The organism is Sorangium sp. So ce385 (assembly GCF_051474135.1).
Taxonomy (GTDB): Bacteria; Myxococcota_A; Polyangia; order Polyangiales; family Polyangiaceae; genus Sorangium; species Sorangium cellulosum_D.
This window is the reverse complement of record NZ_CP150337.1, coordinates 9,931,792-9,954,137: the sequence shown is the minus strand read 5'-3', so window position 1 is coordinate 9,954,137 and position 22,346 is coordinate 9,931,792. Positions and strand designations below refer to the sequence as shown.

Genomic DNA, 22,346 nt, shown 5'->3' with positions numbered 1-22,346 from the left:
CGAGGGAGCGGGGCCGCGCGTGTCAGGCGTCGACGGTGCCTTCGAGGATCGCGCGCGGGCCGTCGATGAGCATGAAGGTCGCTTCCTCCTCGCCGACCCTGGCGAAGAGGGCGTCGATGCCCCCGCGGACGTCGGCGACGTCCCTCGCGGCGTGGGCGTCGCTGCACGCGGCGTAGTAGTAGCCCTCGTCGAGCAGCTGCTCCGCGGCGCGGCGGGGGGTGCGCCCGTACTTGCCGGTGAGGGCGGCGACGTCGAGGAGGAGGACGGCGCCGGCGTCGAGGAGCGGATCCAGCGAGGAGCAGTCGTCGAAGACCGGCTCGTAGCGCTCCGGGTGGGCGATGACGGGGCGGAGCTTGCGGCGGCTGAGGTCGAAGATGCGCTCGGCGACGCGCACGGGGAAGCTCCGGGTCGGGAACTCGACGAGCGCCGCGCGGCCGCCGGGGTAGGGGAGGGCGCTGCCGTCGAGGAGGCGCTGGAAGACGACGTCATCGAAGAAGTGCTCCGACGAGAGGTCGAGCGCGGGCAAGCCGCGCGCGTCGTCGGCGCGGCGCAGCGCGGCGCACGTCGCGTCGTAGGCGGCGCGGAGGCTCTGCCGGGTGTTGTCGAACATCCCGGGGCGCATGTGCGGCGTGGCCACGACGGTGTCGAACCCGGCGCCGCGGAGCGCGGTGAGGAGGGCGAAGCTCTCCTCGACGGTGCGGGCGCCGTCGTCGATGCCGGCGACCCAGTGGCAGTGGAGATCGATGAAGCCGCGCATCGTGCGCTCGAACTTAGCAAAGTTGGCCGCCTCCGTGCGCTGCGACCATCCTTCGCGTGGAGGAGGTGTTCGTGTCGCTCTCGTTATCGAACCAGCAGCTTGTGCCGGAGCCCGGGTCGAATGGCGGCGCAGGGGGCCAGCGCGGCGACCAGCAGGGAGGCCGCGCGGAGCGGCCCGAAGGCCGAGGCGCGCTCCCGGCCGAGGGGGGCGCGGCGGCCGTCGGGGAGGCGGCTCCCGCCTCCGAGCGTCGGCGCCGCCGCAGCGACGACCCGATCACCGCGCTGCACTATCAGCTCTCGACGACGCGCTCCGAGGCGAACCTGGACGTCGTGGTCCTCGTGGACGACAGCGGCTGCCTGGTCGCCGGGGCGGGCGCGTGGCCCGCGTGCGAGGAGCTCGCCGCCTATGCCCCGCTCCTCGCCAACCCGGACGCCGTGCAGAACGCCGCGGTCGGCTCGCGCATCGCCGCGCTCACCGCGGAGGTCGAGGTCCAGAGCCTCGCCGTGGCGGGCGGGGAGGTGCTGCTCTGCGGCCGCGGCGGCACGGCGGAGCGCGGCGCCTCCATCGCCCGGGCCGCCGCCGGGTGCCTGCGCATCCTCCGCGCCGCGGCCTGAGCGGATCGTCCACCCACCGCGTGCACCCCCGCGGGCCGGGCGCATCGTCCACCCACCGCGGGCTGAGCGGTCGTCCGGCCGCAGCCGGGGCGCTCGCCGCGCAGCCGGACGAGCGCTCGCGCTCCCGGTTCGTGCTACAAGGGGCCGCGACCTCAGGTCGCGCGCCATGCCCGGCCCGCTCGCACCCCCTCGAAACACCCCGCCCGCCGCCCACGCACCCCTCCGGGCGGACGACGCCGGCCTGGCCCCGCTGCTCGCCTCCCGCAGGGTGATCCTCTGCGTCGGCTGCGGCGGCGTCGGCAAGACGACCACCACCGCGGCGCTCGGCCTCGCCGCGGCCCGCCGGGGCAAGCGCGTGCTGTGCCTGACGATCGACCCGGCGCGCCGCCTCTCCCAGAGCCTCGGGCTCGAGGAGATGAAGACCGAGGCGCAGACGATCGAGCCGGCCCGGTTCGCCCGCGCGGGGATCGACGTGCCCGGCTCGATGACGGTGATGATGCTCGACACCAAGTCGACGTTCGACAGCCTCGTCGCGTCGCTCGCCCCGTCGCCCGAGCAGCGCGACCGGATCCTCGGCAACGTCCTCTACAAGTACATCTCCACCTCGCTCGCGGGCACGCAGGAGTACATGGCGATGGAGAAGCTCTACGCCGTGAGGAGCGACCCGAGCTACGACCTCGTCCTGCTCGACACGCCGCCCACGGCGAACGCGCTGGATTTCCTCGACGCGCCGGAGCGGCTCGTGGGCGCCATCGACAGCGCGGCGACGCGCTGGTTCGTGCAGGCCTTCCAGAGCTCCGGCAAGCTGTCGCTCAACCTGCTGGCTCGGTCGACCGCGGCGGTGCTGCGGGGCATCGGCAAGCTGACCGGCAGCGGCTTCCTCGAGCAGATCGCGGCGTTCATCAGCGAGATGAACGCGGTCTTCGGCGGCTGGAAGCAGCGGGCGGACGCGGTGGCGTCGGCGCTGCGCGGCCCCGACGTGGCCTACGTGCTCGTCACGACGCCCGATCCGCTCTGCGTGCGCGAGGTGCTGTTCTTCGCCGATCGCCTGCGCGAGCAGGACATGCGGCGCGACGCGTTCGTCGTGAACCGCGTCCACCCGGTGTACGGCGCGCTCCCCGGCGCCGCCGAGATCGCCGCCGCGCTCGACGGGAGCGGCCTCGCGCTCGGCCCCGGCGCGGCGGCGCGCCTGCTCCGGGCCGCCGAGGACGAGACCCGCATGGGCAAGCTCGATCACCTGAACCTGATCGCCCTCGAGACGGCGCTGGAGGACGAGCAGACCGGCGGCAGCGTGCGCGTCGACGTGCCGGCGTTCCCGTACGACATCTACGACGTGGCCGGCCTCGCGAGGATCGCCGACGTGCTGGCGCCGCTGCCCGGGGCGGCGGGCTGACGGCTGCACCAGCGCGCGCGGGCCGCGGTCGGCCGGAGCGGGGCGCGGCCAGCGGCGGGTCGTGCGGCGAGGAATCGGGTCAGCAGGCTCGAGGAGCCGTACCAGCAGGTCCGGGGAGCCGTACCAGCAGGTCCGAGGAGCCGTACCAGCAGGTCCGGGGAGCCGTACCAGCAGCTCCGGGGAGCCGTACCAGCAGCTCCGGGGAGCCGTACCAGCAGGTCCGGGGAGCCGTACCAGCAGGTCCGGGGAGCCGTACCAGCAGGTTCGGGGAGCCGTACCAGCAGGCTCGAGGAGCCGTACCAGCAGGTGCTGGCAAGCGTCCTGAGACCGCCGGCACGCGAGCCGGGTCTGCTGGCAAGCGCCCCGGATCTGCTGGTGCGCATCCCAGGTCTGCTGGTTGACGTCCCGGATCTGCCGGCGGGGCACCGCTCCCGCGGCGGCGCGGTGCGGGACCGCTGTCCGGCCGCCCGGACGCGCGGGGCGGCCGCCTACCCCCGCCGCCGCCGCTCCTTGTACTTCACCCGGACCGGCACGCCCTCGAGACCGAACGCTTGCCGGAGCTGGTTCGACACGTAGCGCCGGTAGCTGAAGTGGAGCTTCTCGGGATCGCTCGCGACGACGACGAACAGCGGCGGCGACGTCTCGGCCTGCGTGACGAAGAACAGCCGGGGCGCGCGCCCGCCGTGCGTGGGCGGCGGGTGCGTGAGGAGGATCTGCTCGAAGAAGCGGTTGAGCTCCCCGGTGGGCACGCGCTTCCGGTACGCGTCGGCCACCTGGCCCACCGTCTCGAGGAGCTTCGCCACGCCGCGCCCGCTGCGCGCGCTCACCTGCACGATCGGCGCCCACGGCACGAACGCGAGCTTGTCGCGGGCGTCCTGCTCCGCCTTCGCGAGCGCCTTCCGGTCGAGGAGATCGATCTTGTTCAGGCCGATCACGACGCCGCACCCCCGGTCGACCGCGAGGCCGAGGATCTTCGCGTCCTGCTCGGCCACGCCCTCGGCCGCGTCGCAGAGCAGGAGCACGACCTCGGCCCGCTCCATCGCGCGGATCGCGTGCATCACGCTGACCGCCTCGACGGCGCTGTCCTCCTTCGCCACCTTCGCCTTGCGCCGGATGCCGGCCGTGTCGATGAGCAAGAACCGCTTGCCGTCGCGCTCGGCCAGGGTGTCGATCGGATCGCGCGTCGTGCCCGGCTGCGCGTCGACGAGCATCCGCTCCTCGCCCGCGATGCGGTTGACGAGCGACGACTTCCCCGCGTTCGGGCGCCCGATGATGGCGATGCGGAGCGCCCCCTCGGCCGACGCCTCGGGCGCCGCGGGCTCCTTGGGCAGCGCGGCCTCGATGGCCATCTCCAGATCCGAGATGCCGCGGCCGTGGAGGGCGCTGATCGGGATGAGCCGATCCATCCCGAGGCGGTACAGCTCCGCCGCCTCGGCCTCGGCGCGCGGCGAGTCCGCCTTGTTGGCGACGTAGATCACGGGCTTGCCCGCGCGGCGCAGGAGGCCGAGCTCGGCGTGCTCGGACGGCGTGACCGGCGTCACGGCGTCGAGCACGCACACGATCACGTCGGCCTCGGCGATGGCGAGGTCGATCTGCCGCTTGATCCCCTGCCGCATGGGGTCGTCGCTCTCGGGGTCGAACCCGCCCGTGTCGACGAGCGTGAAGCGCCGTCCCCGCGAGGTGACGTCGCCGTAGTGGCGATCGCGGGTCACCCCGGGCTCGTCGTGCACGATCGCGACGCGCTTGCCGACGAGCCGGTTGAACAGCGTGCTCTTGCCGGTGTTGGGCCGCCCGACCAGCGCCACGATCCCGGCCGAGGGCGGCGGGGCAGGCGCGTCGGCCGCGGCGTCCTCGGCGGCCTCGAGGGCCTCGTCGGCGAGCTCCGCCGCGAGCTCGTCCCTGTCCTCCGCCGGATCGTGGCCGCTCGGCTCGACGGCAGCGCGCCCCTGGCTCAGGCCTGAGCCGCTGCCCTTCCTCGCGCCCGCAGCGGCCTTGCCGGGCGCGGCCGCGTTCTTGCCGGACGCCGCAGCGACCTTGCCGGGCGCGCTCTTTCTGGGAGCGACCGCGCTCTTGCCGGAGGCGTCCGCGCTCTTTCTGGGAGCGACCGCGCTCTTGCCGGAGGCGGCCGCGCCCTTTCTGGGAGCGACGCCGCCCCTCTTCTTCTCGGGGCCGTCGCCCGTCTTCGTCGCCCGGCCGCCGCCGGCGGCGCCCTGACCGCGCCTGGTTCCCCTGGAAGGAGCTGGTTTCGCCGCGCTCACGAGGTCTCTCCCTTGTTGTAACCGAGCTCTTCCAGCGTCTGGAGCGACTCGCGCCACTCCGGCGTCACCCGCACCCAGAGCTTGAGGTTCACCTGCCGCCCGACGAGCTCCTCGATCCGGAGCCGGGCCTCCGTGCCGATCCGCTTGAGCTGCTCCGCGCCGGCGCCGATCAAGATCTTCTTCTGCCCGGGCCGCTCCACGTGGATCGTCGCGTCGATGTGCAGCGCGCCGTCGCCCGTCGGCTCGACGTAGCGCTCGATCTGCACGGCGCTGGCGTGCGGCACCTCGGCCTTCGTCGCGCGGAGGATCTGCTCGCGCACGTACTCGGCGGCGAAGAAGCGCGTGGGCCTGTCGGTGAGCTCGTCGGGCGCGAAGCCCCAGGCCCGCTCGGGGCACAGCTTCGCCACCTCGTCCAGCACGCGCTGGACGCCGTCCTCGCGCAGCGCCGAGATGGGGACGATCGCCGCGAACTCCCGGATCTTCCCGAACGCGTCGAGGAGCGGCAAGAGCCGCGCCTTGTCCCGCACCCGGTCGACCTTGTTGAGCACGAACACCACCGGCGCCTCGCTCCCGAGGTCCGCGAGCAGCGCGAGGTCGCCCGGGTGCGGCGCGAACGGCGGGCCGTCCTCGCCTTCCTTGGCGCGGCGCGGGAGGCGCGCGGGATCCGGGGCTTCCGTCACGAAGACGATGACGTCGGCGCTCCGCGCCGCCTCGCGCGCCGCCTGGTTCATCACGCGCCCGAGCTCGGTGCGCGGCCGGTGCAGCCCGGGCGTGTCGAGCAGCGCGATCTCCGCCGGGCCGTGGTGCACGACCCCGAGGATCGCGTCGCGCGTCGTCTGCGGCGTCGGCGAGACGATCGCGAGCGGGTGGCCGAGCGCCGCGTTGAGCAGCGTCGACTTGCCCACGTTCGGCCGCCCCACCAGGGCCACGCGCCCGGATCGCCGCGGCAGATCGAGCGACGCGTCGGCCTCCTCGACCGGCCTCGGCTCGGCGCGCTTCCTTCGCGCTTGCTGCCCGCCGCCGAGCGCGCCCGCCGCGCGCTCCGGGAGCGGTCGCCCCTTCGCTGCGCCCCCCGGGCGGGGCGCGCGCCCCGCCGGGCCGCGGGCCGCGCTGGAGGAGCGCGCCGCGGCGCCGCGGTTCTTCCTGGCGCCCCGCTCCGCATCCCCTGACGTGGCAGCGCGCTCGGCGCCGCCCCGGTCCGCATCGCCTCGCTTGGCGGCGCGCTCGACGCCGCCGCGGTTCGACTCGCCTCGCCTGGCGGCGCGCTCGGCACCGCCGCGGTTCGACTCGCCTCGCCTGGCAGCGCGCTCGACGCCGCCCCGGTCCGCCTCGCCTCGCCCGGCCGCGCGCTCGGCGCCGCCCCGGTCCGCCTCGCCTCGCTTTGCAGCGCGCTCGACGCCGCCCCGCTTGCTCGCGCCGCGCGACCTGTCGTCCGGGCGCGCCTCGTCGTCGCGTCGGGGCGGGCGCGCCCGCGGGATCGCCGCGTCGCCCGTCCGGGGTTCCTCGGCGGAGGACGCTCCCGGGCGGCCGACGCGGCCACCGTTCCTGGCGGGACGGGGGCCAGCGGCGGCTGGGGAGGGCTTCGGCGCCTGCGGGCGCGTTCTCGCGCCCTGGGGCGCGCTCGGGGGACGGCCTTTCACCACGCCGCGCGCGATAGCAGACGCCCAGGGGGGCTACAAACGCTTCCCTACGATCCGTGGTCAAGCGCGCGCGAAGGGGGTAAGGGGATGCCTCGCATGTCGAGCGTCCACCGAGGGGACCCACGAAGCGGAGCCCCGCCCGCCGCCCCCGACCCGCCCGCGACCGGTGCCCCGTCCCACGACGAGGCGAGACCGCGCGAGGACCGCTCGGCCGAGACCGGCGGCGCGCCGGCCGCGGGCCGCGCGGGCGCGGTGGACGGCGCCTCGCGCGGCGGCCCCGCGCGGCTCGCGGCCCTCGCGCTCGCGGCCCTCGCGCTGCTGCCCCTCCTCGGCAAGAGCGGGATCTGGGACCCCTACGAGCTCGACCGGGCCGACCTCGCCCGCCGCATCGCCCTCCACGTCTTCCACGCCGGGCGCGGCGTGGAAGGCGCGGATCTCGCCGAGCCCGCCGGGCAGCTGCCGACCTTGACCGACCTCGGCATGGGCGAGCTCGGGTTCACCTCGATGGCGCTCGGCTTCCGGCTGCTCGGGCTGCACGACTGGGCCGGGCGCCTGCCGCTCGCGCTGTGGGGGCTCGCCGGCGCGCTCGTGCTCTACGAGTTCCTCGCCCGCCTCGTCGACCGCAAGGCCGGCCTGTACGGCGTCGCCGTGCTCGTCACGATGCCGCTCTACGTGATGCAGGCCCGCACCATGCTCGGCGACATCGTCACCATGGCCGCGCTCACGATGGCGTTCTGCGGGCTGACCGGCGCCCTGATCGAGGGCGGGCGGAGGGCGCAGCGCGGCGCCCTGCTCGCGTCGGCCGCGTGGATCGCGGTGGGGCTCCTCGGCCTCGCCGCCGGATACCTCAGCCGCGGCTTGCTGATCGGGGTCGCCGTCCCCGCGCTCGGCGCCGGCCTGACGTGGATCGTGCTCCGCACGTCCGGCGCCTGGCCCGCGCTCGAGCGCCCGCGGCCCACGCTCGGCGATCTCGTGGGCGGCGCCGCGCTCCTGCTCGGCGTCGTCGCGGCGGCGAAGGGCCTCCTCGTCCTCGCGAGCTCGAGCGCCGACGCGCCGCTCCCGCGCGCCCTCGGCGTCGCGCTCCTCAAGAAGCCGCCGGTCGAGTCCACGTTCGATCTCACGCTGCGCCAGCTCGGGCACGCCCTCTTTCCATGGAGCGCCTTCCTGCCGTTCGCCGTCGGCCGGCTCTTCCGCGCCCCGGCCGCGGCGCAGGGGGCCGCGGCGGGCCTCGATCGCGAGGCCGGCGTCCGGATCGCCCTCGTCGTCACGTCGGCGCTCGCCTACGGCGCCTTCGCGCTGCTCGCGCCGCACGCCGGGGCGCTCCCGTTCAGCGGCCCCGCGCTCCTCGCCGCGATCGCGGCGCTCGCTGTCCGCGATCTCGAGCGCGGCGCTCCCGCCTCGCGGGCGCTCGCCGTCGGCTGTTCCGTGCTCGCCTTCGTCCTGTACCGCGACCTTGTCATTTCGCCGGACCGGGCCCTCGGCGTCTTCTCCGTCGACAAGCCTGTGTTCCCGAAGAGCTTCGAGGAAGAGGCGGCCTCGGCGATGCGCTTCGTCCTGATCGCGTTCGCGGGCCTCGTGGCGCTGACCTGGTTCGAGGAGCAGCCCCGCGAGATCGACCGCGGCCTCAAAGCGTGGGCGCGTCGCCTCGACGCCGACGCCCGCGCCGGCGCCGGGGAGCTCGCGCGCATCTGGGGCGGCAACCTGCTCTTCCTGCTGATCGTCCTCGAGGCGGCGCTCGTCGGCGTCGGCGCGATGATCTTCGTCGGCAAGCGCATCGGATGGGGGACCGTGGCGCGGATGCCGAACCACCTCGCCGCCTACGGGATGAACGCGTGGTGGGCGCTGCCCTTGCTGCTCGCGGTCGGGCCCGTGGTGCTCATCGCGGTGCGCGACGCGTTCCGCTTCGTCGTCGCGCGCGCCGCCGTGCCCCGCGCCCTCGGCACGCCGCTCGCCGGCCTCGTCGCCGGCTTCGCGCTGAGCTTCTGGTACTACCCCGCGCTCGCGGCCCAGCTCTCCCCGAAGGAGGTCTTCGAGTCGTACGAGTCGCTGCGCAAGCCCGGCGAGCCGCTCGCGACGCTCGGCGTCCGGAGCCGCGCGGCGGCTTACTACCAGGGCGGCGAGGTCGCGTCGTTCAACGACGCCCCGCAGGCGTTCGCCTGGCTCACCGCCCCCGCCGCGGAGGGCTCCGCGGACGGCGCCGCCGCTCCCGGCGCTCGCCGCTGGCTCGTCGTCAAATCGGACGAGCTGCCCAGGTTGAACAGCCTCTTCCGCAAGCACCACGGGCGCAACCTGCCCGTGCTCGACGGCCGATCGAGCCAGATCGTCCTCGCGTCGAACGAGCTCGGCGGCCGTCCGAACGAGAGCTGGCTCAGCCGTGTCGTGCTCGATGAGCCCGTCGCTCCCGCGAACCCGCTCGACGCGATGTTCGACGATCAGCTGGAGGTGCTCGGCTGGGAGCTGACCGACGACGAGGGCCAGCAGGCCTCGAGCGTGGTCCCGCAGAAGAACTACCACCTGCGGACCTTCTTCCGGGTGCACCGGCCGATCACCGGCAACTGGAAGATGTTCGTTCACATCGATGGGTTTCAGCGCCGTTACAACGGCGACCACGCCGTGGTCGACGGGCGCTACCCGATGAGCCTGTGGCAACCGGGCGACGTCATCGTCGACGACCACGAGCTCCAGCTCGAGCCCAACTTCACCCCGGGCGATTACGCGCTCTACTTCGGCTTCTTCGCCGGGGATGCGCGCTTCGAGGTGAGCCGCGGACCTGAACACGAGAACCGCATCCGCGGCGGCGTCATCCGCGTGCGGTGAGCCGCCCGTTGTACGATTCCCGACGCATGCCGCGGCGCGCGCGTCCTCCTGTGCGCCCGGCGACCCACGCGCGGTCCTCGTCGTCGAGCGCCCTCGACGCGCGTGCGGAAAGCGGCTAGTCGCAGAAACATGACCGGGGGCCGTGGTGACTCCAACCATCCGCCCGACACGCCTGGCGGTTCGTCGGCCACCCCCGCGCAGAACGGCGCTTACGGGGAAGCCGGCCACACCGGCGAGGATGCCGAGTGCGAGATCCCCCCGGATTCGCTCAACCGACGCTCGTCCGAGCGGCTCGACGTCACCTGGCTCGTGGACTGCGAGACGGATGACACGTTCCTCTACGCTTCCATCACCAACATTTCGGAGATGGGCATCTTCGTCCGCACGACGCAGCCGCTCTCGATCGGCACGCGGCTCACGCTCCGCTTCTCGCCCCCGGGGGCCGAGGGCTCGTACGTGCTCGAGGGGACGGTGCAGTGGGTCAACGAGGTGCGCCCCCTCCACGACAACCCGAACCCGGGCATGGGGATCCGCTTCGTCGATCTCACGCCCGACGATCGCGAGCGCATCGTCGATACGATCAGGACGATCGCCTACATCCGCGACGCGCCGGTGAGATCGAACTGACGCGGGCGCCGGCGCGCGTCCGCGGCCGTCAGCGCCCCATCACGGCGTCGGGAGGCACGGCGTCGGGAGGCGCCGCCTGCGCGGGCCCCTGCTCGTCGGCGCGCGACGGGGCCGCGGGCTTCGCGGCCGGCGCGGCGGGCCGCGAAGCCGCGGCGGGGCGCGCCGGCGACGCCGCGGCGGGGGAGGAGGGCATCGGGGCCGCGTTGTGCGCCTGCGAGCGCACGGCGTTCGCCTCGAGGCCCGCGAGCATCTGCTCGGCGCGGTCGCCGTACCCCTTCGCAGAGCGGAGCGCGAGCAGCAGCTCCCGCGCCTTCTCCGTCTCCCCGGCCGCGTGATGACACCGCGCGGCCTCCCACATCGCCGCGTGCGCGGCCGGCGTGCCCGGGTACTGCGCGCCGACCTCGTCGAGCTTGCCGACGGCGGCCGCGCAGCCCGACGTCCGTTGCAGCGCCTGCGCGTCCCGCAGCGCCTGCCTCGCGCCGTCCTCGGGGGCCGCCGCCGCGCGCGCGCTCTTCTCCTTCGCCGCCTCCGCCGTCGGCCTGGGCGGCTCGCCCGCCTTGGCCTCGGCCATGCGCCGGCCGTCGCCCTCGTCCGCCGGCGCGGCCAGGGCGATCGGCGCCGGGACGCTGGGCGGCTCCAGCTGATCCGACGCAGGCTGGCCCCACTCGGTGACCCGCACGGGGGCCACGCCCGTCTTCGGCCGCAGCAGCAGCAGGCTCGAGCCGATGACGAGCACGAAGAGCGCCGCCATCGCCAGCTGCGGACGCATCGCGTGGCTGCCGGCCCAGGCCAGCGCGCGGAGCGCCTTGCGCCGGAACGGCGTCTTCTTCTGCGCGACCTCGACCGCCTCGAGGATCCGCGCCTCGAGCTCCTCGCTCGGCTCCTCGAGCGGCAATGGACCGGCGTCGCGGGCCGCGCGCAGCCCCGCGAACGCCGAGGCGCAACGGGCGCAGCTGTCCATGTGGCGCTTCATGGCCGCGTGGGTCAGCTCGTCGAGCTCGTCGTAGAGCGCGTCCATCACGTGCTGGTCGAACTTCTCGCAGTCCATAGACAGCTCTTCCGGCGCGCTAGCGCAGCGCCCTCGCGTAATCCTCGTACTCCGAGAGGGCCTCCTGGAGCCGCTCCAGGGCGTAGCGCATCCGGCTCTTCACCGTGTTCTCGGGCACCCCCACGATCTGGGCGATGTCCTTGAAGGGCACGTGCCCGATCTCCCGGAGCAGGAAGACCTCCCGCTGCTCGTGCGGGAGGCCCTCCACGGCGCGGACGATGAGCTGCCCCATCTCGGCCCCGATCGCGACGCGGTCCACCGCGGCCTGGGGCGCCGGGTCCGCGGTCCGCTCGCCGAGCGTGGGGCCGTCGCCGTCGCCGGAGCCCTGGTCGAGCGACGGGTGGCGCCGGAGCGACATCTTGCGCAGGTGATCGATGCAGACGTTGCGCGCGATGGCGTAGGCCCACGTGGTGAACCTCGCCTCGTGCTTGAAGTCGGAGGCGCTCTGCACGATCTTCACGAACACATCCTGCACCAGATCCTCGGCGACCGCAGGCCCGCGCACCTGCCGCAGGATGAAGTTGTAGATGGGCGTCTTGTGCCGCCGGACGAGCCCGGCAAACGCGGCGCGGTCGCCGCCCTGAAAACGCATCATCAGGGCTTCGTCGGTGACCTCCTCTCGAGAAATCGGGACCATCCTAGCTCCCGGAGCGGCCGAGCCTCTGCGGCGCTCCTTCGGCGGCCCGATCGGCGGGGTGTTCGTGGCGACGACCGCGGCGTCGGATCGGACGCGCAGCGCGGCTCGAAGATCTGAGGCGCTCTCCTTCCCCTGACACAAGCGCACCTTAGCGGATCCGCCCCCGAGCGAGCGAGCCCCCTTCGCCCGCGTCGATGGGAGGACGGCTGGCGTCCGGAGGCGCGCCCGCGCTCGGCCCCGTGGCGCTCTCGTGGCAGCGCATCGTCGACCGGCCGAGGACGCCGCGGGCGCGCGCCGGGTGAAGGCGGCAGCACGTTTTCCTCTGCGCGTTTCTGCACTTTTTTTGCCTGGTCCGCGCCGCCGGCGGCGGGGCCCTGCGCCGGGAGAGCGGAAGCTGTCCAGGTCGTTGCGCTCCGAAGCCCGCCGCCACTAGACTCCCCGGCACCGGGCGTGAGGTCGCCCCCCTCTGCTGACGAGGGTAAAACCACGAGGTTACCTTTCGATGCGACTTATCAGGATGCTGGCTGTGGGGGTGGGGGCCTCGTTCTTGATGGCCGTGCCCGCCTTCGCGCAGAGCCCGGGCGGCGCGTCGGGCAAGGCCGCTGCTCCTGCCGCCTCGGTGGCGCCGGCCGCCTCGGCGCCTGCGAACGCAGCGCAGGCCGCCCCCGCGCCGGCTGCGTCGCCCGGCACGACGGCCGCGCCGGCTGCGTCGCCCGGCACGACGGCCGCGCCGGCTGCGTCGCCCGGCGCGACGGCCGCGCCGGCCGCGGGCGCGGCTGCGTCGCCCGGCGCGACGGCCGCGCCGGCTGCATCGCCCGGCGCGACGGCCGCGCCGGCCGCGGGCGCCGCCGCCCCGGCGATGGATGGCCCGACGTACGCGGTGCGGCTGCGCGACCTGGAGCAGCGCATCGATGAGCTCAAGGAGCAGATCCGCCGCAGCCATACGCGGCTCTCGCTCCTCAGCGACACGATCCTCTCCGGCGGCGGCGCCGGCTCGCGCGCCTCGATCCGGTTCAACAACGAGCTGTCGAGCGCGTTCCGCGTGACCCGCGTGCTGATCGTCCTGGATGGCGCCGTCCAGTACAACAAGACCGATCAGTCGGGCGCCCTGGCGGAGCAGACCGAGATCCCGATCTTCAACGGCTCGGTCCCGCCGGGGGATCACACCCTCCAGGTGCTCGTGAACCTGCAGGGCAACGGCTACGGGGTGTTCTCGTACCTGCGCGGCTACCGCTTCGAGGTGCGCTCCAGCCATTCCTTCACGGCGGTCGAGGGCAAGACGATGAACCTCCAGGCGGTCGCGTTCGAGAAGGGCGGGGTCACGACCCCGCTCGAAGAGCGCCCGGCGGTCCGTTTCGTCGAGAAGATCGTGAGCGGCCTCTCGGATGCCTCCGGGCAGCCGGCCGCCGCCGCGGGTGGCAAATAGGTTCGAGCTCGTTAGGACAAGTCGCCATGACCTGGGACTCCGGATCGCGGGTTACCCCTGCCTTGCTCGGCCTGCTCCTGCTCGGCGCGGCCACGACCGCGGCCCCTGCCGACGCGTGGGCCCTGGACTCCGAGCGCGCCTACACGAGCGCCTCGCAGCAGATCAGCAGCGTCTCGTCCGGGCTGGGCGCCATCCAGGCGGCGATCCAGAAGTCCCGCGGCGAGCAGCGCACCCCGGAGCAGCGCATCGCGGACGCCGTCCTGCTGATGGGGTCCAAGGACTACGAGCGCGCGGCCAACGTGCTGAACCAGGTGATCGAGAAGTACCCGGACCACCCGACGGCCTTCCCGGACGCGCTCAACCTGCTCGGCGAGACGTACTTCCGGTCGAAGCAGTACCTCTCGGCCCGCCGGGTGTTCCAGCGGATCGTCGCGAGCGGCGCCGAGCCGCGCTTCGCCGCCTACCAGGAGAAGGCGCTCGGCCGGCTCGTGGACATCTGCCTCCGGATCAAGGACTACGACGCCCTCGACGCCGTCTTCGCCTCGATGAACAACGTCCCGTCCTCCGCGGCGGGGAGCGCCCTCTCGTACGCGCGCGGCAAGGGCCTCTACGTGAAGAGGGACTTCGCCGGCGCGAAGGCGGCGCTCGGCGCGGTCGACCCGCGGAGCGAGTACCTCCACCAGGCGAGGTACCTGCTCGGCCTGATCGCGGTGAAGGAGGCGACGCCCCCGCCGGAGCCGCTCAAGGAGGGCGACGCGCCCCCGGCGGTGCCCAAGACCCGCTACGTCGCCGCGATCGACCTGTTCCAGAAGGTGACGCAGCTGCCGGCCGACACCCCTGAGCACCAGCGCGTCATCGACCTCGCGTGGCTCGCGATCGGGCGGCTCTTCTACGAGGCCGACCAGTGGGCGCAGGCCGTGCAAGCGTACGGCCACATCGATCGCGTCTCGCCCGAGTTCGGGGCCATGCTCTACGAGCTCGCCTGGGTGTACGTCCGCCTGGGCGACGTGGATCGCGCCCAGCGCTCGCTCGAGATCCTCGCCATCGCCGAGCCGGACAGCCAGAACATCGCCGACGGCTCGCTGCTCCGCGGCGACCTGATGCTGCGCGCCGGCCGGTTCGAGAAGGCGCTGAAGGTGTACGAGGGGGTGCGCGCCACCTACGACCCGATGCGCGCGCGCGTGGACGCCTTCCTCGGCTCGACGAGCGATCCCGCGGTCTACTACGACAAGCTGAGCCAGGAGCAGCTCGAGGCGCTCGACACGAACGCCGCGCTCCCGCCGCTCGCGGTCCAGTGGGCGCGCGAGGCCGAGGACGGCCCGGCCGCGTTCGCGGTCATCGACGACATCCACTACTGCCGCGAGCTGATCAAGCAGTCGAACGAGCTCATCGAGAAGCTGAACGCCGTGCTCAGCTCGCCCAACCGGGTGCGCGCGTTCCCGGAGCTCAAGGCCGGCGAGGAGAAGGCGCTCGCGCTGCTCAACCGGGTCGCGCTGGCGCGCCTCGCGCTCGGCCAGGGCATGGACGACGTGGAGGACGATCCGCTCTCGGGCGAGATCGGCAGCGCGCGCGCGCGGCGCCGCGCGCTCGAGAAGCGCCTCTCGAGGGTGCCCGTCACCGACGCCGACTTCCAGGACCGGGAGGCGCAGGCGCTCAAGCAGTGGAACACCCAGTCGCAGCGCCTCCAGCAGCTGACGCTGCAGATGGACTCGCTGCAGGCGACGATCAACGGGCTCCGGCGGCTGCTCCGCGAGGGGCCGCACGCCGGCGTGGTCCGGGATCCCGCGAGCATCGCCCGCTTCGAGCACGAGCTCGCGCAGAACGAGCGCGACCTCGCGCTCTACCGCCAGCAGGCGGACGTGCTCCGGAAGCAGGTGAGCGCGGGCCGGGTCCAGGTCGGCTTCGGCGATCAGCGCTTCATCGAGGACGCGCAGACGCGCAAGGCCCACCGCGACGCCCTGGTGCGGGAGGTCGAGCTGGCCGCGGCGGGCGCCGGCGGCGCGGATCTCGCGGCGTACGCGCAGCGGATCACGCCGTTGCTCCGCTCCGGCGACGCGGCGGACGCGAGGGTCGAGGCGGCGCTCCGCGAGATCGAGGGTGAGGTCGCGCAGAAGTCCTCGGGCCTCCGGCAGATCGTCAGCCGGGAGACGGCGAGCGTCGTGCATTACTCGGTGCAGCTCGACGCGCTCGACCGGGAGGCGCGGCTCGTCGTCGGCGAGGTCGCGATGCGGAACTTCGGCCTCGTCCGCGACCGGCTGAAGAACATCATCCTGCGCGCCGACGTCGGCATCACCGAGGAAGCGTGGGAGGTCCGCGAGGAGCAGATGACGCGTGTTCGCAGCCTGCAGGTCGAGCGCGCCCGTGAGGATCGGCTCCTCAAGGAGGAGCTCAACGAGGTCCTCGACGACAGCGGCGATCCGGAGGATGAGAAGTGAGCAAGGAGCAGGGCGGCGCGAGCGCGCCGCAGATCTCTGACGCGTCGCGCAGAGGGGCGCAGATCCTCGGACCGGCGGGTGCGCGCGGCCCGCTCGGCGACGCCGTGCGGACGAGGCGCCGTCGCCCGCGCGGCGCGCTCGGCGTGGCCAGCCTCGCCCTGGTGCTGGCGGTCGCGCCCCTCGCGCTCTCCCAGCCGGGCGCCCAGCCCGCGCCCGCGCCGGCGGCCTCCGCCGCGCCTGCGCCCGCGCCGACCGCGGCCGCGCCGGGGGCCGCGGCGCCGGCCGCGCCGGGAGCCGCGGCGCCGGCTCCGCAGACTGGAGCCGCGGCGCCGGCTCCGCAGACCGGAGCCGCCCCTGCGCCGCCGGGCCTGCCGCCGGTGCAACCGTTCGCGCCGCCGATGTCCGTCGGGCGCAAGCAGGCGCCGCCGCCTCCTCCTCCGACGCCCGCCCAGCTCGCCGCGCTCGCGGCGCTCGAGAAGGAAGCGGCCGCCTACGAGAAGGCGGCCCGCGACTACCGGAGCGCCATCACCCGCATCGTGCAGCACCACTACGAGGACAGGCGCCGGCGCATCCTCTCGTCGCTCGACCGAGAGATCGAGACGGAGAGGAAGGGCCTCCGCGACGCCCGGGAAGAGGCGATCCGCCGGCTCGAGGTGTTCGTCCAGCGCTACAGCGGCCCGAACGCTCACCCCGAGAACACGCCCGACGCGATGTTCCGCCTGGCCGCGCTCTATGAAGAGCGCGCGCGCACCGACTCCGACGCGAGCGAGGATCTCAGCGTCGCGCTGCTCCCGGCCATCGCGCTCTACAAGCGCGTCATCCACGAGTTCCCGCAGTACCGCGAGCTCGCCGGGATCTATTACTACCTCGGCCACGCGCTGAACGACTCGGTCCGTTTCCCCGAGGCGCAGCAGGTGTGGCGCTCGCTCGTCTGCCACAACAAGTACCCGTACCCCGTCGCGCCCGATCCGAAGGACCCGACGCGCGACACCGTCGGCAAGCTCCCGCAGGACCACGACGCCGACTACTGGACCGGGTGGGAAGCGCGTCATCCGACGCCCATCGGCTCGGGCGGCCGGGCCCAGCCCGCCCGCAGGCCCGCGAGGGGCAAGGCCCCCGTCGTCGAGGACGAGACGGCCTACCTCGATCCCTACCCCGACGAGTGCCAGCCGATCCCGCAGAAGACGGCGCTCGGCGCCGAGCCCCGGTACGTCGCCGAGGTCTGGTGGCAGATCGGCGACTACCACTTCAACGAGATCGACCGCGCCGGCGGCCCGTTCAACTACAACAGGGCGGAGTCGGCGTACCGGCAGTCGATCAAGTACAAGAAGCCGCCCGTCCACGGCGTCGCGATGTACAAGCTCGCCTGGACGTACTTCAAGCAGCAGCGCTACGAGACCTCGGTGCGCCAGTTCATCGAGCTGCTCCGCTACACCGACGAGCAGGAGAAGCTCACGGGCGATCCTGGCGCGGATTTCCGGGCGGAGGCGTACACCTACATCGCCGGCTCGCTCACGTACCTCGACTTCGTCGGCCCGGGGCCGGAGGAGCCGTACATCCCGCGGAACGACGTCCTCGACGTCGAGACCGACCCGCGCATGGCCGAGCAGAAGATGCGGATCGCCATCGAGCGCGTCCAGGATCCCAAGCTGATCCCGCAGGATCAGAAGTGGACGGTCGAGATCTACAAGGCGCTCGCGCTGGAGTTCAAGGAGCTCAACCAGTATCGGAACACGATCGAGGTGAGCGAGATCATCCTCCAGAAGTGGCCGATGCACCGCGACGCGCCCGTGATCCAGAACCAGATCGCGGACATCTACGACACGCTCACGTCGCAGTCGCGCGAGGGGACGGCCGAGCGGGCGATGAACTCGGCCAAGGCGCTCGAGGCGCGGACGAAGCTCGCCCAGTACGTCGGGATGACGCCGTGGGTCGAGGCCAACAAGGACGACCCCGAGGCGATCCAGACCGCCGAGCGGCTCGTGCGCGGCGGGCTCCGCCGGGCCGCGGCCGATCACACGAACGCGGGCAGCGCCCTCGTGCAGCAGGCGCTGACGATCAACGAGAAGGAGACGCGCGACCCGATCTTCGAGCGGGCGCTCGGCGAGTATCGCCTCGCCGCGCAGGGGTGGGCCGGCTACCTGGCCCAGGACGAGAACGCCCCGGACGCGTACGAGAGCCGGTACTGGCTGGCCGACGCGCACCACATGGTCGTCGTGATCACGGTGGCCATGGATCGCTCGCCCACGCGGCAGGAGGTCGAGCTGGCGAGGAGCTCTGCGGTCAGCGTGCGGGACTCCAACGAGGACGACAAGTACCTGCAGCCCGCGGCGTACATGGTGGTCGACACCGCCCACCAGGCGCTCCTGGATCGGCACAAGCTCTTCCAGCGGACGAACGGCGCCGAGGGGCTCGAGCCGCGGGAGAAGGTCAAGATCGTCGGTGAGGGCGACGAGCAACGCGTCGTCGCCGAGCCGCTGCCCCCGGAGGTGCAGGCGGCCGTCACCGCGCGGGACGAGTACATCCAGCGCGTGCCTCCCGCGCTCGACGCCCCGAAGAACATCGATCTCTACGCGTTCCAGGCGGCGGACTACTACTTCCTCTACGGCCAGTTCGCCGAGGCGCGCCGGCGGCTCGAGCCCATCTACGACGCGCAGTGCGGCAAGACGGAGTTCGGCTACAAGGCGTGGGAGCGGCTCACGACGATGTCGAACCTCGAGAACAACGTCGAGCAGAGCCGCAAGCTGGCCGAGGCGGCGCTCACGCGGAGCTGCGCCGTCAGCGAGGAGCAGAAGCTGAAGGAGGGCGACATCGCCCGGCCGACGATCTCCCGCGGCTACTACCTCGACGCGGCGCGGGCCTTCGAGAAGGCCGAGAAGATGCCGGACGGCCCGGCGCGCGTCGCCGCCTGGCGCGAGGCCGCGGCGCTCTACAAGGTCGCGCTCGAGAAGGCGCCGGCCCGCGACGAGGCGCCGGAGGCCGCCATGAACGGCGCTTACTGCTACAAGCAGGTGGGCGACTACGACCAGGCCATCGCGATGTACTCCCTGTTCATCAAGGAGTACGGGAACGAGGAGAACCTGGCGAAGCTCGAGAAGGGCGATCCGGAGGCGAACCCGCCGAAGAACCCCGATCCGAAGCGCTACGCCGAGCGGGTGAAGTACCTGAAGCAGGCCTACGACGCGCTCTCCGCCGCGTACGTCCTCTTCTTCAACTACCGCAGCGCGGCCGAGACCTACGACACCATCGCTCGCAACGCGCGGTTCGAGCAGGCGGCGCGCCGGGACGCGGCCCGGAACTCGGTGCTGCTCTACGCGAACATCGGTGAGCGCGACAAGATGGCGGCCTCGCGCGCCACCTTCATGAGCCTGAACCCGCCCCCCGAGCAGAAGGCCGACATCGACTTCCTCGTCGCGTCGGCGGACCTGAAGGCGTGGGACGAGCAGGGGCCCGACGAGGGCCCGAACCGCGCCGCGCGCACCAAGGCCACGCAGTCGATGGAGGCCTATTATACGGCCAACAAGAACAACCCGGCCGCGAGGGGGTATGTCGTCCAGGCGGCCTACCACGCGTCCAAGATGCGCGGCGCCGCCGGCGATCCGAAGGCGCGGGAGTGGTGCAAGAACACCATGACGGCGTTCACGTCGTTCCGGAGCTCGGCGACCGGCGACAAGAAGGCCCTCGGGTCGGTGCAGGCCGACATGGCGGCGGAGTGCGCCTACAAGGCCATCGACGACCGCATCAAGGCCGAGTTCGACTACGACACGGGGCACCACCGCTACGAGGGGGTCATCGATCAGGTGAAGCGGGCCTTCGAGGCCGACATCGCCAAGGCCAACGATCGGTACTGGAAGGAGCTCCAGGAGGTCATCACCGCGTACGAGTCGCGGCCGTGGTCGGTCGCCGCGCGCGCGCGCCAGGGCTCGCTCTACGACTCCTGCCGCACGGGCCTGTACAACGCCCGCCCGCCGGGCCTCCGGCTCTACACGGACAAGGAAGAGAAGCTGCTCAAGCTCGCCGAGACGAGCGATCGCGAGGATCTCCAGGAGACGGCCGACGCGCTCCGGCAGAACCGGCGCGAGCAGTGGCGCGCGGCGCGCGAGCGGCTCCTCAACGACGCCGACAAGGCGATGGTGAAGTTCTACGTCGAGTCCGTCGTCTGGGCGAAGGCGTGGAAGGTGCGGAACCCGGCGGTGGACTACGCGATCCAGCGGCTCGCGTTCTTCACCGACATCCTCGGCGACGCCAAGCTCCGCGAGTGGAGCCAGGGGATCATCGATCCCGAGACGAAGCGTCCGTTCGAGTACAAGGATGGCATCTTCCTCCGGACGCGGCCCGGCATGACCCCGCCGCTCGCCCCCGACGGCCTCCCCCTGCCCCTGCCGGTCGTGCCATGAAGCGCCGCCTCTCCGTCACCCTCTTCGTCAGCCTGCTCGCGGTCGTGTCGCCGTTCGCCCTCGCGTCCTGCGGCGAGGAGGCGACGCCGCCGCCCAAGGCGCCCACCCGCCCCGTGACCGGCCCCGCTGGCGCGGCCCCGCCCGTCCAGGCGCCGTACGGCATGAACGACGCGCCGAGCTCGATGCGGCCGTACGACCAGCCTGCCCCGGGGGCGCCGGCGGCCATGAACGCCCGCGCGGCGGCCATCTACCAGGGCGGCCTGCAGGCGTTCGCGAGCGGCGACCTCGCGAGCGCGAAGGCGCAGTTCACGCAGGCGACGCAGGCCGATCCGCGCGCCCACCAGGCCTTCTACTCGCTCGGCGTGGTGCAGGAGCGGCTCCGCGACGAGGGCGCCGGCGCGAGCTACCGCCAGGCGTTCACGCTCGTGCCCGACTACGAGCCGGCGATCGTCGCGTACGCGATGCTCCTCGCGCGGAAGGGCCAGCTCGGCGAGGCGGAGCGGCTCCTCAACGAGAGGCGCGGCCAGATGCCGAAGTCGGCGGCCGTCGCGGCGACGCTCGCGGAGATCAAGTCGCTCCAGAAGGACACCGGCTCGGCCCAGCGGCTCGCGCAGGAGGCGCTGAAGATCAACCCGGACTACCGGCCGGCGATGGTCATCATCGCCCGCGATCACTACAGGAACCGGCGCCTCGACCTCGCGCTGTACGCGCTCCAGGCGATCCTCGACGGGTTCGAGCCGGTCAGCGAGAACCCGCCGCGCGACAGGGACAACGCCGAGGCGCTACTGCTCCGCGGCCTGATCTACCGGGAGCAGGGGCAGCGCGCCGCGGCGCTGGAGGAGTTCCGCAAGGCGGTGACGCGCCGCCCCGATCTCGTCGAGGCGCGGGTGCAGCTCGCGACCTACCTGCTCGAGGCGGGCAACGCCCAGGAGGCGCTGCCCCTCCTCGAGGGCGCCGTCCGCTTCGACGCCGAGCACGTGGCCGCGCACCTGAACCTCGGGGATGCCTACCGCCTGCTCGAGCGCTACGCCGACGCGAAGCGCGAGTTCGACTGGGTGCTCGCCCGGAACCCGAACCTGCCCCAGGTCCACTACGACCTCGGCCTGCTGTACCTGTTCGCCCCGAGCGTCCCCGGCATGACGCCCAAGCAGCAGGTGGCGGAGGCGATCAAATCGCTCACGCGGTTCCAGGAGCTGCGCAACAAGGGCCAGCGCGACGACTCGGAGGAGCTCCTGAACCGCGCCAAGCTCAAGGAAGGCGAGCTCAACGCGGCTGCAGCCGCGGCGCAGCCCGCGGCGCCGCCTGCGGCCCAGGCGGACGGGGGCGTCGCCGACGCCGCGACCGACACGTGAGGGAGACCATGAGCATGTACAAGGCACTTGCGCTGGGTTCGGTCCTGCTCGCGATCCTCTGCCACGGCGAGCGCGCGAGCGCGCAGGAGAAGGGCAAGCAGCGCGGGGTCATCACGCTCGCCGAGGTGACGATCACCGGCCGCATCCAGAAGCCCATCGCGGCCGTCGACGTCAGCCGGATCCAGCCGAAGCTCACGCTCGCCGAGCTGCGCCAGCCCTTCCTGGATCGCATCGAGCAGGCGATCTTCAAGGAGCCGTTCTAGTGCCTCGGACCGGAGATCTCGCCGGATTTCCGGGCGCGCGCCGCGGGCGCTAGGCGGCGGCGTGTCCGCCGCGCTCTTCATCGCGCTGTCGATCGCGGCGAGCGGCGCCTGCGCCGCGATCTCGTGGAAGCACCCGACGCAGGTCGCGCGCGCGACGGGCGGCGACCTGACGGCGCTCGCGCGCTCGCTCCGCGCGCTGCCCGCCGAGGCGCGGCTCTCCGAGCTGGCGAGGCGGTCGCCGCCGGAGAGCTGGGAGCGCCGGCTCGCGCTCGAGGTCATGTCCGCCGCGGACCCGCGCGCGAAGGTCGCGGCGGCGAACGACCTCCTCGCCGAGCTCGAGCAGCGGCTCGACGCGCGCGCGGGGTGGCCGCGCGCGGCGGCGCGCCTCTCGGCGCTCGCCGCGCTGCTCCTCGCCACGCTCTCGTTCCTCGCGCAGGCCGGGCCTTCGGCCATCGCGCTCGTCCTGGTCGCGGGTGCGGCCGGCGCGCTCGCGTCCGCGGCGGCCGGGCGCGCCGGCCGCGCCGCCGCCTCGCGGACGCGCGAGGCCGTCGACGCGCTCGTCGGCGTCGCACTGGGCCCGCTCGACGGCGGTGCCGGAGCTGCGCGCGCGCCGAGCGCATCACCGCGACGATCGCGCCGCGCGTCCCCCTGAGCGCGGCGCGCTCTCCTGGACCGCCCCCAG

At 73.3% G+C, this 22,346-nt stretch carries 15 protein-coding genes; 10 read left to right on the top strand and 5 right to left on the bottom strand.

Going from position 1 to position 22,346, the window contains the following annotated elements:
• Positions 1-22 precede the first annotated feature (22 nt).
• A complete protein-coding gene (locus WME83_RS36265) occupies positions 23-757 on the bottom strand; it encodes a tyrosine-protein phosphatase (protein ID WP_437314275.1) in 735 nt (244 codons plus the stop codon).
• 71 nt (positions 758-828) lie between these two features.
• Here WME83_RS36265 and WME83_RS36260 point away from each other — a divergent pair, with 71 nt between their 5' ends.
• Together WME83_RS36260 and WME83_RS36255 are read left to right on the top strand one after the other, a co-directional pair.
• The gene (locus WME83_RS36260) at positions 829-1,371 is read left to right on the top strand and encodes a hypothetical protein (RefSeq protein ID WP_437314274.1); all 543 of its coding nucleotides are present in this window, start codon (positions 829-831) and stop codon (positions 1,369-1,371) included.
• Between the two features lie 166 nt (positions 1,372-1,537).
• Positions 1,538-2,764 carry an ArsA family ATPase gene (locus tag WME83_RS36255; protein WP_437314273.1) on the top strand — a complete coding sequence of 409 codons (1,227 nt, stop codon included), beginning with the start codon at positions 1,538-1,540 and terminating at the stop codon, positions 2,762-2,764.
• A gap of 488 nt (positions 2,765-3,252) precedes the next feature.
• On the opposite strand, the gene der is transcribed toward WME83_RS36255, so the two are convergent.
• Both der and era read right to left on the bottom strand, forming a co-directional pair.
• Complete coding sequence (gene der, locus WME83_RS36250) at positions 3,253-5,022, bottom strand: ribosome biogenesis GTPase Der (RefSeq protein ID WP_437314272.1); 1,770 nt, start codon at positions 5,020-5,022, stop codon at positions 3,253-3,255.
• Positions 5,019-5,951: a GTPase Era gene (gene era / locus WME83_RS36245; RefSeq protein ID WP_437314271.1), complete on the bottom strand. Its 933-nt coding sequence runs from the start codon at positions 5,949-5,951 to the stop codon at positions 5,019-5,021. Before era ends, der begins: the two co-directional genes overlap by 4 nt.
• An 807-nt stretch (positions 5,952-6,758) precedes the next feature.
• Here era and WME83_RS36240 point away from each other — a divergent pair.
• Both WME83_RS36240 and WME83_RS36235 read left to right on the top strand, forming a co-directional pair.
• Complete coding sequence (locus WME83_RS36240) at positions 6,759-9,479, top strand: ArnT family glycosyltransferase (RefSeq protein ID WP_437314270.1); 2,721 nt, start codon at positions 6,759-6,761, stop codon at positions 9,477-9,479.
• Between the two features lie 129 nt (positions 9,480-9,608).
• On the top strand, positions 9,609-10,106 hold the full coding sequence (locus WME83_RS36235; protein ID WP_437314269.1) for a TIGR02266 family protein: 498 nt from the start codon (positions 9,609-9,611) through the stop codon (positions 10,104-10,106).
• Between the two features lie 28 nt (positions 10,107-10,134).
• Here WME83_RS36235 and WME83_RS36230 read toward each other — a convergent pair whose 3' ends face one another.
• Both WME83_RS36230 and WME83_RS36225 read right to left on the bottom strand, forming a co-directional pair.
• The gene (locus WME83_RS36230; RefSeq protein ID WP_437314268.1) at positions 10,135-11,154 is read right to left on the bottom strand and encodes a zf-HC2 domain-containing protein; all 1,020 of its coding nucleotides are present in this window, start codon (positions 11,152-11,154) and stop codon (positions 10,135-10,137) included.
• Between the two features lie 19 nt (positions 11,155-11,173).
• Positions 11,174-11,791 carry an RNA polymerase sigma factor gene (locus tag WME83_RS36225; protein ID WP_129578376.1) on the bottom strand — a complete coding sequence of 206 codons (618 nt, stop codon included), beginning with the start codon at positions 11,789-11,791 and terminating at the stop codon, positions 11,174-11,176.
• 502 nt (positions 11,792-12,293) lie between these two features.
• Here WME83_RS36225 and WME83_RS36220 point away from each other — a divergent pair.
• The 6 genes from WME83_RS36220 to WME83_RS36195 all read left to right on the top strand — a co-directional run bounded on the left by WME83_RS36220 (position 12,294) and on the right by WME83_RS36195 (position 22,316).
• Positions 12,294-13,217, top strand: coding sequence for a hypothetical protein (locus WME83_RS36220; RefSeq protein ID WP_437314267.1), 924 nt, complete (start codon positions 12,294-12,296; stop codon positions 13,215-13,217).
• 26 nt (positions 13,218-13,243) lie between these two features.
• Entirely contained in the window at positions 13,244-15,652 is a 2,409-nt protein-coding gene (locus WME83_RS36215; protein WP_437314266.1) for a tetratricopeptide repeat protein, read from the top strand.
• Positions 15,649-20,049, top strand: a complete 4,401-nt coding sequence (locus WME83_RS36210) for a tetratricopeptide repeat protein (protein ID WP_437314265.1) — start codon at positions 15,649-15,651, stop codon at positions 20,047-20,049. Before WME83_RS36215 ends, WME83_RS36210 begins: the two co-directional genes overlap by 4 nt.
• Positions 20,046-21,401 carry a tetratricopeptide repeat protein gene (locus tag WME83_RS36205; protein WP_437314264.1) on the top strand — a complete coding sequence of 452 codons (1,356 nt, stop codon included), beginning with the start codon at positions 20,046-20,048 and terminating at the stop codon, positions 21,399-21,401. The genes WME83_RS36210 and WME83_RS36205 overlap by 4 nt, the downstream gene beginning before the upstream one ends.
• A gap of 14 nt (positions 21,402-21,415) precedes the next feature.
• On the top strand, positions 21,416-21,664 hold the full coding sequence (locus WME83_RS36200; protein ID WP_020738965.1) for a hypothetical protein: 249 nt from the start codon (positions 21,416-21,418) through the stop codon (positions 21,662-21,664).
• 61 nt (positions 21,665-21,725) lie between these two features.
• Positions 21,726-22,316, top strand: coding sequence for a hypothetical protein (locus WME83_RS36195; protein WP_437314263.1), 591 nt, complete (start codon positions 21,726-21,728; stop codon positions 22,314-22,316).
• Positions 22,317-22,346 lie beyond the last annotated feature (30 nt).

Excerpts from the sequence above, each read along its gene's own strand:
- WME83_RS36265 (WP_437314275.1), bottom strand. The coding sequence starts at position 757 with ATGCGCGGCTTCATCGATCTCCACTGCCACTGGGTCGCCGGCATCGAC.
- WME83_RS36220 (WP_437314267.1), top strand. The coding sequence starts at position 12,294 with ATGCGACTTATCAGGATGCTGGCTGTGGGGGTGGGGGCCTCGTTCTTG.
- WME83_RS36255 (WP_437314273.1), top strand. The coding sequence starts at position 1,538 with ATGCCCGGCCCGCTCGCACCCCCTCGAAACACCCCGCCCGCCGCCCAC.
- WME83_RS36225 (WP_129578376.1), bottom strand. The coding sequence starts at position 11,791 with ATGGTCCCGATTTCTCGAGAGGAGGTCACCGACGAAGCCCTGATGATG.
- WME83_RS36205 (WP_437314264.1), top strand. The coding sequence starts at position 20,046 with ATGAAGCGCCGCCTCTCCGTCACCCTCTTCGTCAGCCTGCTCGCGGTC.
- WME83_RS36240 (WP_437314270.1), top strand. The coding sequence starts at position 6,759 with ATGTCGAGCGTCCACCGAGGGGACCCACGAAGCGGAGCCCCGCCCGCC.
- WME83_RS36215 (WP_437314266.1), top strand. The coding sequence starts at position 13,244 with ATGACCTGGGACTCCGGATCGCGGGTTACCCCTGCCTTGCTCGGCCTG.
- WME83_RS36230 (WP_437314268.1), bottom strand. The coding sequence starts at position 11,154 with ATGGACTGCGAGAAGTTCGACCAGCACGTGATGGACGCGCTCTACGAC.
- WME83_RS36200 (WP_020738965.1), top strand. The coding sequence starts at position 21,416 with ATGTACAAGGCACTTGCGCTGGGTTCGGTCCTGCTCGCGATCCTCTGC.
- WME83_RS36235 (WP_437314269.1), top strand. The coding sequence starts at position 9,609 with ATGACCGGGGGCCGTGGTGACTCCAACCATCCGCCCGACACGCCTGGC.